Here is a 10,241-nt window from a genome sequence, read left to right on the forward strand (position 1 = left end):
TTGAATAGATGGCTCGCACACTACGCGGCACAGCGCTGCTGCTTGCCCTGTCCGTTGTCGTCGGTGGAGCCCTGCCCGCCGCTACGGCAGATCCCGTCGCAGCGGCAGCGCTGGCTTCTCCTGTCGCATCTGCCAGCGTTGCCACAGCCAAGGCAACGATCAAGAAGAAGACCACTACCAACCTCAACCTGCGCCAAAAACCAACGGCCTCATCCAAGTCGCTTCTGGTGATTCCTACAGGCGTCACGCTGACCGTCCTAAAGAAGAGCGGCACCTGGGAGCAGGTGAAATATGCGTCAAAAACGGGTTGGGTCTCCGGCAAGTACCTGACTTCCACCAGCGCTCCGAAGCCTGCGGTGTATCGGTATGCGCAGTCGTATCAGGAGTTGCGGGCTTCGGCGTCGGCGAAGTCGAAGTCGCTGGGCGCGGTCGCGCGTAAGACCAAGGTCCAGTACCTGGGTGCGTCTGGTTCGTGGAGCAAGGTCAAGGTCTCTGGCAAGACCGGTTTCGTGCCTTCGAATCAGTTGGGGGTGAAGGCTCCTGCGGCTTCGTACCGGTGGCTGACTTCGAAGCAGACCGGGTATAAGAGCGCCAGTACCAAGTCGAGTAAGGTCGTGAGTTTGGCGGCCGGGACGAAGGTCGAGTGGTTGCGGTCCTCGGGTTCGTGGTCGCAGGTTTCCACGGCGAAGGGCCCCGTGTGGGTTGCCTCGAAGCAGCTGTCCACCAGCGCTCCGAAGCCTGCGGTGTATCGGTATGCGCAGTCGTATCAGGAGTTGCGGGCTTCGGCGTCGGCGAAGTCGAAGTCGCTGGGCGCGGTCGCGCGTAAGACCAAGGTCCAGTACCTGGGTGCGTCTGGTTCGTGGAGCAAGGTCAAGGTCTCTGGCAAGACCGGTTTCGTGCCTTCGAATCAGTTGGGGGTGAAGGCTCCTGCGGCTTCGTACCGGTGGCTGACTTCGAAGCAGACCGGGTATAAGAGCGCCAGTACCAAGTCGAGTAAGGTCGTGAGTTTGGCGGCCGGGACGAAGGTCGAGTGGTTGCGGTCCTCGGGTTCGTGGTCGCAGGTTTCCACGGCGAAGGGCCCCGTGTGGGTTGCCTCGAAGCAGCTGTCCACCAGCGCTCCGAAGCCTCCTGCCAAGCCAACTCCGCAGGCTCCCAAGGTCATTGGACAGCGCTGGTTCGTTGACCCCACCGCCGTTCGCAAGAGTGCTTCCACGACGGCCGGCTCGCTGGGAACAGTTCCTGCTGGCCAGAAGGTGGACCTGCTGCAGAGCAAGGGCAGCTGGAGCCAGGTGAAAACCTCAAAGGGAACCGGCTGGGTGCCCACCTCATCACTCATCACCACCGCCTACACCCCGGTCAGTGGACAATACCGGTGGACCACCACGAACCTGAACCTGCGGTCGGGGGCCGGCACGATGTACAAGTCGGTCGGTGTGCTGCCAACCGGGGAACGTCTGACGGTCAAGGGGACCTCCGCCGGATGGAGCCGGGTCCAAACCAGCAAGGGAATCGGCTGGGTCAGCAGCAGCTATCTCTCCTCCAAGGCCCCGGCGGCCACTGCGCCCACGCAGCAGCCGGCCCCGCCCAAGCCCCAAGCGCCCCGCCCCGAAGCCATCCAGTATCGATGGACCACCGCCAACCTGAACCTGCGCACCGGGGCTGGAACCAGCTACCCGAGCAAGGCAGTCGTTCCCCCGGCCGAAAAGGTCACCTACCTGAAGGCGGACTCCGGGTGGGCGTACATCTCCAGCACCAAGGGCACCGGCTGGGTCAGTGAACGCTACCTGAGCACCTCCGGCCCGGCGACGGTGCAGCCCGACACCCGTGCCGTTATGAAAGCCGTCCAACAGCGGTTCGCTGGCTACTACACGTCCATGGGAACCCTGCGCTCCGGATCCGTGGGGCACAGCAGTGGCCGCGCGGTGGACATCATGATCCGCAACTACAAGGACCCGCAGTCCATCGCCGCCGGTAACCGAATCGCGCAGTTCTTGCTGGACAACCGCATGGAGCTGGGCGTGGAGTACCTGATCTGGCGGGACAAGATCTGGCTGCCGACCACCGGGTGGACTGAGTACTCCAAGTCCGGAAAATACGGGACCCAGTTCACCGGCAATTGGAATGACACCACCTTGCACAATGACCACGTGCACGTGGAAACCTATGGCAACGCCGCAACCGGCGGCAAGCTGGACGACAGCGCGGTGCGCTGACCCGCCGCCGTGCGTGTCGCCCCGGCAGACAAGGCCGTGCCCTTGGGGAGATGATGGTGGCAAGGCAGTTCAACGTCCAGCATCCAAGGAGGACACCGTAGTGGCGAAGGAAAGCGGCACGCCGCAGGAATCGACGCTGATTGCACAGAGCGTGCAGGACTATGTCGAGCGCAACCCTGTTAAGTCGGGCAAGTATTCGGCAAAAAGGATCTTCGCCGGTCAGATGGTGCAGATTACCGAGATCACATTCGACGCCGGGGTGGAACTGCCCGATCACAAGGCCCGGACCCCAATCCTGGTGCAGGTCATTGACGGGGAAGTCGACTTCACAGTGGGTGGAGAAGTCCACCGCCTGGGGGTCGGCGGCGTGATCCACCTGGAGGAGATGGTTCCCCACGCCGTCTTCGCCCCCGAACCGGCACGCATCACGGTCACCTTCCTCAACCGCTAAACGTCCTCACCCGGACGAAGGACGCCGCCGAAGTCAACGAGTGCCGTAATCCGCCCGGGAATGCGAAGATGAAGCAATGAGCAAATATACCGAACGTGTCGCCTCGGAGCTGATTCAACCCATCATCCTGCTGGTCGACAAGGAAGACCCGGCCGGCGAGGACGAAGCCATTGCCGCCGTCGCACTGGCTTCGATCGCCGCTTTCCTGCAGGATCCGGTGAACCCAGCCTGGCAGCCCTGGGCGCACGGTGCTTTCGGCAAGTCGGTGCGACGGGCGAACCCCAAGGCGTTCGCCAAGGTGCGGCGGGAGTTCCCCGAGCACGCCCTCATTGAAATTGGCGGTGCACAGGCCGCCGGGCTTGCCCCGGTTCCGGCCGATGACATGCCCAAGATCCTGGCCAAGCTGCAGGTCTCCGGCACACAGCTGCCGCAATCCGGCGGGGTGCTGGGCGGGCAAGTGGTGATCGTCCTGGACACCTCCCTGGAGATGTCCACCGGCAAGGCCAGCGCCCAGGCCGCCCACGCCCTGTTTGCCTGGTTGCTGGAAACCGACGAGGACATCGTGCAGCAATGGATCGCCGACGGCGCCACCCTGGGGGTGCGGCAGCTGAGCCGTGATGACTTCACCGCCAGCATGGAGCTTGCCCACGGCCCGGTGATTCATGACGCCGGACGCACCGAGATCGAACCGGGCTCGGCCACGGCCTACGTGCTGCTGGCCGGATAGCGTTGGGGCGGTAGAGCCCCACGGGGCAACGTTGGCTCTGGTTCCTTGCCGTCAGTTGTGCCAAGGTTGCACTAAGCGGCAGCGAGCGAAGGGACGCAGCAGATGGAGCACCCAGTCAACGGCGACTTGCCTCGGGGCGTAATTACGACCGGGGTCGATCAGCTGGCCGAGACCAATCCTTTTAAGCCGGGAAGAATTTCCCCGCACACCTATTACAAGGCCGATAACTTCCGAGTGACCGAGCTGGCCTTTGACGACCAGGTGGTCCTCAGTGAGCATTCCTCGCCGCACCCCGTGATCATCCAGGTAGCCTCCGGAAGCGTTGAGCTGGAGATCGGTGGAACGGTGCATCAGTTGGCCGCCGGGGCGATGATGCATTTGGAGGCGTCCCTGGAGCATTCGGTCACCGCCCTGGAGCAGGCGCGGCTGTTGTTGATCTTCCTGTACCACTAGCTGCGGGGCACACCGGAACCTTCACGGTTCGCCGTGGGGAATCCATTGTCACGAACCCAAGGTCAGGTGTATCAAATTTGAATGTTTGACCCCTCAAACATTACTCTGGGGGTGTGGCACGCAGAGGTGCCGCATTCTGCACACTGAGAATGGAGTCGGGGTCCGCTGATGCACCTACCCGAAAGCTGGAAACGGCGGCACGCCGTGACCCGCCCAGCAGCGCTCGCACTGGTCCTGGCCTTGCTGCTGGCAGGCTGCGCGGCGCCAGCCAGCACGGATCCCAGCGCCGAACCCGCCGCCGATTCACGCCCCACCGTGCTCACGACGTTTACCGTGCTGGCCGATATCGCACACAACGTTGCCGGTGAGCATCTGCGCGTCGAATCGATCACCAAGTTCGGGGCGGAGATCCACGGCTATGAGCCTACCCCCGATGACCTGCGCCGCGCAGCCGGGGCGGATCTGATCCTGGACAACGGGCTGGGGCTCGAAGCCTGGTTTGAGCAGTTCGTTGCGGACGTCGATGCGCCGCACGTGAACGTCAGCCAGGGCATCGAACCGATTGCCATCGCGCACGGGGATGCCAGCGGCCTACCCAATCCCCATGCCTGGATGAGCCCGGTCAACGTGCAAACCTATGTGCAGAACATGGCAGAGGCGTTTGCGGCATTGGATCCGCCGCACGCCGCCGACTACCGGCGGAACGCGGCCGACTACCAGCGGGAACTGCAGCAGGTGCACGATCAGTTGCTGGCCGACGTGGCCCACCTGCCCAAGACCAAGCGGGCGCTGGTCAGCTGCGAAGGCGCGTTCTCCTACCTGGCCCGCGATGCCGGGCTGCATGAACAGTACCTGTGGGCGGTGAACTCCGAATCCCAGGCCACCCCCCGCAAGGTGGCCTCCACCATCGACTATGTGCGTGAGCACCAGGTGCCTGCGGTCTTTTGCGAATCCACGGTCTCCGATGCCGCGATGCAGCGGGTCGTTGAGTCCACCGACGCCGTCTACGGGGGAGCGCTCTATGTGGATTCGCTCTCCGAGCCCGACGGTCCGGTACCCACTTACCTGGATCTGATCACCCACGACACCCGGGCGATCGCCCGGGCCCTGAATGGAAACGGAAAATGACACCAGCAATCGACGTGCGTGACGCCACCGTGCACTACGGGCCGGTGCTGGCCCTGGACTCGGCCAGCCTGCAGGTTCACCCCGGCAGCGTGTGTGCGCTGATCGGCATGAACGGCTCGGGCAAGTCCACCTTGTTCAAGACGATCATGGGCCTGATTCGCCCGGACACCGGCACCGTGCGGATCAACGGAATGGATCCGCAATTGGCGCGCAAGCGGGCCGCCATCGGTTACGTGCCGCAGAACGAGGCGGTGGACTGGGACTTTCCAATCTCCGTGCGTGAAGTGGTGATGACCGGACGCTACGGGCGGATGGGTTTCCTGCGCCGACCCAGCAAGGCCGATCACCGGGCCGTTGACACTGCCCTGGAACGCGTGGGCCTGGCCAAGCACGCGGACCGGCAAATCGGCCAGCTCTCCGGGGGTCAAAAGAAACGCACCTTCGTGGCTCGCTGCATCGCCCAGGAGGCGACCATCATGCTGCTGGACGAGCCGTTCGCCGGGGTGGACAAGCGCAGTGAGGGGACCATCACCGAACTGCTGCGTGAGATCGCCGCGGAGGGCGGCAGTGTGCTGATCTCCACCCATGACCTGCATGCCCTGCCGAACCTGGCCGATGAAGCCGTGTTGCTGATGACCCGGGTTTTGATGCACGGCAGCCCGCAGAGCGTGCTGCAACCCGAGAACCTGGCGCTGGCCTTTGGCCTGGACCCGATGAACCGAGGCGGAAAATGAATCTGATCGAACTGCTCTCCGAGCCGCTGGGCTACACCTTCATGCTGCGCGCCCTGGCCGTGACCGTGATCGCCGCGGTGCTGTGTGCGGTGCTCTCCTGCTGGCTTGTGCTGATCGGCTGGTCACTGATGGGGGATGCGGTCTCCCATGCGGTGCTGCCCGGGGTGGTGATCGCCTACATCCTTGGGGCGCCGTTCGCGCTAGGGGCGGTGGTGTTCGGGCTGCTGGCGGTGACGCTGATCGGGGGACTGCGCGACACCAGCCGGGTGAAGGAGGACGCGGCAATCGGGATCGTGTTCACCACCCTGTTTGCGTTCGGTCTGGTGCTGATCTCCGTGACTCCCAGCCACCTGGATTTGAACCACATCCTGTTCGGCAACCTGCTGGGTGTATCCCGGGCAGACCTATGGCAGGTGCTGGCCCTGGGGGCGGTCACCTTCGCGGTGCTGATCACCAAGCGCAAAGACTTCACGCTCTATGCCTTTGACCCCATCCACGCCCATGCGCTGGGCATGAACCCCAGGATCCTGGGAGCGGTTCTGCTTGGCCTGCTGGCCATGACCTCGGTGGTCGCGCTGCAGGCGGTGGGGGTGATCCTGGTGGTGGCCATGCTGATCATTCCGGGTGCCACCGCGTACCTGCTGACCGACCGCTTTGGACGAATGCTGGTGATCGCACCGGTGCTGGCCGCCTCAGCCGGGGTGGTGGGCGTGTACGCCAGCTACTACCTGGACGCCTCGACCGGCGGCATGGTGGTACTGGCCCAGGGCCTGATCTTCCTGGGGGTCTACCTCTTCAGCCCGAGGCAGGGGATGGTCGCCAAATCCGTGCGCGCGGCCCGGCGGCGCAAGGCGCTAACGGCCCGCGCCTAAGTCGCGGAGACCCACACGGCGCCGGAGGCCCGGCTGCCCAGGACCACGGTCTTGGCCTCGGGCCCGGCGCTGACCTCGATGGTGTCCGAGAACGGATCCCCGCCGGTGACGTGCAACCGGGCGCCAACCACAATGCCGTGGTCGGAGAAGTACTGCAGCAGCTGCGAATCCGCATCCGAGATCCGTTCAACCACCACGTCGCTGCCCGGGGCGGTTTCCCCCAAGGGGTGGGCGTTGGGCATGTCGATTAGTCCGTCGGCGCTGGGAATCGGGTCCCCGTGCGGGTCCCGGGTCGGGTGGCCCAACAGCTCGTCGATCCGGCTGATCATGAAATCCGAGACCGCGTGCTCCAGGTGTTCGGCCTCCGCATGGACCTGGTCCCAGCGGTACCCGAGCATTTGCACCAGGAACGTCTCAATCAGCCGGTGGCGGCGGACCATGGCCACCGCGTAGGCGCGCCCGGTCTCGGTGAGACTGACTTCTCCGTAGGGGGCGTGATCCAGCAGGTCCTGCTGACGCAGCTTGCCCAAAGCCCCGGAGACAGTGGATAGCTTCACCCCGGCCCGCTCGGCAATCACCGTGGGCGTAACCGGCTTATCAGACCACTCCTTGAGACTGAAAATGATCTTCAGGTAGTTCTGCGCGCTATCCGAAAGCTGGGTGACTGACACGTCTTACATCATAGTCAATGCTGATTGGTGCCAGCTTGGTGGACAGGTCCAGGCGTGGCCGCACCGACGCCTTCCCATCGGGCATGCAGGGCGCTGACCTATTCTGGACACCATGGATCCACGCCAGCCCCAAGAAGGCCTTCTGCGTCGCATCGCCCCGGAGGCGAGCCTGCTGCTGGGGGCGGGGCGGGCCATCTTGCTGCAGCTGGCCGAACCGCGCATCGGCACCGCAGTGGTGCGCCACTCGAACTTTGTCGCCGACCCGCTCTCCCGGCTGCACAACACCCTTGCCTACGTCTACGCACTGGGTGCCGGCAACGAACGGCAGCGCGAGCGCGTGGTGAACTTCGTGGACGCCGCCCACCGGCCGGTGCGCGCTCCGCGCGATCCGCGGCACGGGACCCCGGCCTACTCCGCCCGTGACCCCCGGCTACAGGTGTGGGTGGCGGCAACCCTCTACGATTCGGCGACCCTCGCCGCCCGGCTGACGCTGCCGGCCCTGGAAGCGAACGATGAGGAGGCGTTGTACCGCGAGTACGCGGTGCTGGGAAGCGCGCTGCAGATGCCCGACGGTTTCTGGCCGGCGGACCGCGCGGAATTTGAACGCTACTTCCAGCAGATGCTGGAGCAGCTGCAGGTCACCGAGGAGGTGCGCCAGGCAGCAGATGAGCTGTTCACCGGGCGCCACGCCCCCTGGTGGATTCGGGCGGTGCTGCCGCTGGTGCGGGATGTGACTATTGCCCAGCTGCCGCCGCGGGTGCGCGAACTCTACGGGTACCGGCTCACCCCCACGGTGCGTCGGCGCTACGGCGCGGTGGTTCGGGTGCTGCGTACCGCGAACCGGGTACTGCCCCGGGCGGTGCGCCACGCCCCGATGCGCTACAGCCTGCGCCGCATTGACGAGGGACGGCTGGGCTAGCGGTCCTGCTGCGGCAGGGTGTCCAGCGGGGTGACCAACCGCGGCAGGATCACCAGCAGGAAGATGGTCACCAGCATCAGTGAACCGCCGACCAGCGAGCCGATCTGCCAGCCGAACAGCACCTGCACCACGAACCAGACACAACCGCAGATCAGCAGACCCACCCCGATCCCGACGACCTTGACCACGATATGCCCCAGGTGCACGGTGGTGGCCTTCACCCGCTGCCCGAACAGGTAGCGGTGGACCGCCACCGGGAAGATCATCAGCAGTATCAGCAGCACCGAGACCAGCAGCAGCACCGCATAGATCACCTGTTCGCGCGGCTCAACGATCTCGAACCGCGACTGGAAGGGCAGCACCACCAGGAACGCCGCCAGGATCTGGATGCCCGTCTGCATGACGCGCATCTCCTGCAACAGCTCATTCCACTGGCGGTGCGGCGCCTCGGGACTGTCATCGGGCATGCTTCGCCGTTTCCCCATATTCCGGACTCCTCGTGACAACAACACAGCGTGCAAGTGTCGAAAGCCTACCGCAAGCGTGCCGCCTGGCGGAGCGGCGTCCAGCGTGTTTCCTGCCAACGGACAAGGGTAAGCCAGTTCATTGAGCGGCCCGGGCGCTTGCGCCTAGGGTGGGGAAGGTGAAGACCTTGGAACAGCAGGACGACAGCATTCACCCCGCCCCGGGCACCGACCCCGCTCCCGGACTGCCGGCGCCCGGCGCCACGGCCGGGCAGGACGGATTCGTGCACGTGCGCGGGGCGGGTGAGAACAACCTGCAGAACGTGGAGGTGCGCATCCCGCGGGATGCGATCGTGGCGTTCACCGGGGTCTCCGGTTCGGGCAAGTCCTCGCTCGCGTTTGGCACCATCTTCGCCGAGGCCCAGCGCCGTTTCCTGGAATCCGTGGCCCCCTACGCGCGCCGGCTGATTTCCCAGGGCCACACCCCGAAGGTCGAGTACATTTCAGGTCTGCCCCCGGCGGTGGCGCTGCAGCAGCGTCGCGCCGGTTCCAGCTCCCGCTCCAGCGTGGGCACCCTGACCACCCTGTCCAATTCGGTGCGCATGCTCTTCTCCCGGGCCGGCAGCTACCCGCCGGGTGCGGCGCGCCTGGATTCGGACGCGTTCTCCCCGAACACCGCGGTCGGTGCCTGCCCGCAATGCCATGGGCTGGGCCAGGCCCACACGGTCAGCGAGGAGCTGCTGGTGCCCGACCCATCCCTGAGCATCCGACAGGGCGCGATCGCCGCCTGGCCCGGGGCCTGGCAGGGCAAGAACCTGCGCGACGTGGCCAGCCACCTGGGTTATGACGTGGACAAGCCCTTCGGGCAGCTGGCCCGCAAGGACCGGGACTGGCTGCTGTTCACGGACGAGCAGCCGGTGGTGGAGGTGACCCCGGAACGGGACCGCATCGAAAAGCCGTACAAGGGCCGCTTCTGGAGCGCCAAACGCTATGTGCTGCACACGGTGGCCGAGTCCAAGAGTGAAACCATGCGGGCCAAGGCCCTGCGCTTCCTGAAGACCGGGCCCTGCCCGCTGTGCGGGGGCACCGGGTTCCGTCAGGAGTCCCTCGCGGTGCGCTTCGCAGAGCGCACCATTGCCGAGTTCAACGCGGCCTCGCTCACCGAGCTGGCCGAACTGCTTGATACCTATCAACCCCAGCAGCAGGCCACCGCCGCCGAGCAGCAGGTCGCCCAGACCATCGGTACGGACCTGCGCGCCCGCATCCAGGTGCTGCTGGACCTGGGGTTGGGCTACCTGAGTCTGAACCGGGCCACCCCCACCCTTTCCCCGGGGGAGATGCAGCGCCTGCGCATCGCCACCCAGTTGCGCTCGGGCCTGTTCGGAGTGATCTACGTGCTGGATGAACCCTCCGCGGGACTGCACCCGGCCGACGCGCAGCCGCTGATCCAGGTGCTCGGTTCGCTGAAGGAGGCCGGAAATTCGGTGTTCGTGGTGGAGCACAACATGGATGTGGTCGCCGCCGCCGACTGGATCGTGGATGTCGGCCCGCGGGCCGGACGCAACGGGGGACAAGTCCTCTACAGCGGCCCGGTGCCCGGGCTGCAGGA

At 65.4% G+C, this 10,241-nt stretch carries 10 protein-coding genes and 1 pseudogene; 9 read left to right on the forward strand and 2 right to left on the reverse strand.

Translation table 11 applies throughout. The features are described 5' to 3' along the window. Positions 1-8: 8 nt before the first annotated feature. The 7 genes from RCJ92_RS05770 to RCJ92_RS05800 all read left to right on the forward strand — a co-directional run bounded on the left by RCJ92_RS05770 (position 9) and on the right by RCJ92_RS05800 (position 6,578). Positions 9-2,213 carry an SH3 domain-containing protein gene (locus RCJ92_RS05770; protein WP_446754004.1) on the forward strand — a complete coding sequence of 735 codons (2,205 nt, stop codon included), beginning with the start codon at positions 9-11 and terminating at the stop codon, positions 2,211-2,213. 100 nt (positions 2,214-2,313) lie between these two features. After that, a complete protein-coding gene (locus tag RCJ92_RS05775) occupies positions 2,314-2,664 on the forward strand; it encodes a cupin domain-containing protein (protein ID WP_446754005.1) in 351 nt (116 codons plus the stop codon). A 76-nt stretch (positions 2,665-2,740) separates the two neighbouring features. Further along, positions 2,741-3,391, forward strand: coding sequence for an aminoacyl-tRNA hydrolase (locus RCJ92_RS05780; RefSeq protein ID WP_446754006.1), 651 nt, complete (start codon positions 2,741-2,743; stop codon positions 3,389-3,391). Positions 3,392-3,493: 102 nt separating this feature from the next. Further along, positions 3,494-3,844, forward strand: coding sequence for a cupin domain-containing protein (locus RCJ92_RS05785; RefSeq protein WP_446754007.1), 351 nt, complete (start codon positions 3,494-3,496; stop codon positions 3,842-3,844). Between the two features lie 168 nt (positions 3,845-4,012). Further along, positions 4,013-4,972, forward strand: a complete 960-nt coding sequence (locus RCJ92_RS05790; RefSeq protein WP_446754008.1) for a metal ABC transporter substrate-binding protein — start codon at positions 4,013-4,015, stop codon at positions 4,970-4,972. Continuing rightward, a complete protein-coding gene (locus RCJ92_RS05795) occupies positions 4,969-5,706 on the forward strand; it encodes a metal ABC transporter ATP-binding protein (protein ID WP_138175897.1) in 738 nt (245 codons plus the stop codon). Before RCJ92_RS05790 ends, RCJ92_RS05795 begins: the two co-directional genes overlap by 4 nt. Next, positions 5,703-6,578: a metal ABC transporter permease gene (locus RCJ92_RS05800; protein WP_446754009.1), complete on the forward strand. Its 876-nt coding sequence runs from the start codon at positions 5,703-5,705 to the stop codon at positions 6,576-6,578. The genes RCJ92_RS05795 and RCJ92_RS05800 overlap by 4 nt, the downstream gene beginning before the upstream one ends. Here RCJ92_RS05800 and RCJ92_RS05805 read toward each other — a convergent pair. Further along, positions 6,575-7,249, reverse strand: coding sequence for a metal-dependent transcriptional regulator (locus RCJ92_RS05805; RefSeq protein WP_446754010.1), 675 nt, complete (start codon positions 7,247-7,249; stop codon positions 6,575-6,577). The two genes, RCJ92_RS05800 and RCJ92_RS05805, sit on opposite strands and share 4 nt — an antisense overlap. Before the next feature lie 112 nt (positions 7,250-7,361). Here RCJ92_RS05805 and RCJ92_RS05810 point away from each other — a divergent pair, with 112 nt between their 5' ends. Beyond that, positions 7,362-8,168 (forward strand): oxygenase MpaB family protein, encoded by an 807-nt coding sequence (locus RCJ92_RS05810; RefSeq protein ID WP_446754011.1) that lies wholly within the window; start codon positions 7,362-7,364, stop codon positions 8,166-8,168. Here the strand turns inward: RCJ92_RS05810 and RCJ92_RS05815 are convergent. Further along, positions 8,165-8,653: a DUF6328 family protein gene (locus RCJ92_RS05815; protein ID WP_246049574.1), complete on the reverse strand. Its 489-nt coding sequence runs from the start codon at positions 8,651-8,653 to the stop codon at positions 8,165-8,167. The genes RCJ92_RS05810 and RCJ92_RS05815 overlap by 4 nt on opposite strands. Before the next feature lie 224 nt (positions 8,654-8,877). Between RCJ92_RS05815 and RCJ92_RS05820 the strand changes: the two are divergent. Continuing rightward, positions 8,878-10,241 (forward strand): annotated as a pseudogene (locus RCJ92_RS05820) (ABC transporter); the annotation flags it as partial.

The sequence above is a fragment of the Glutamicibacter sp. BSL13 genome (assembly GCF_052928425.1).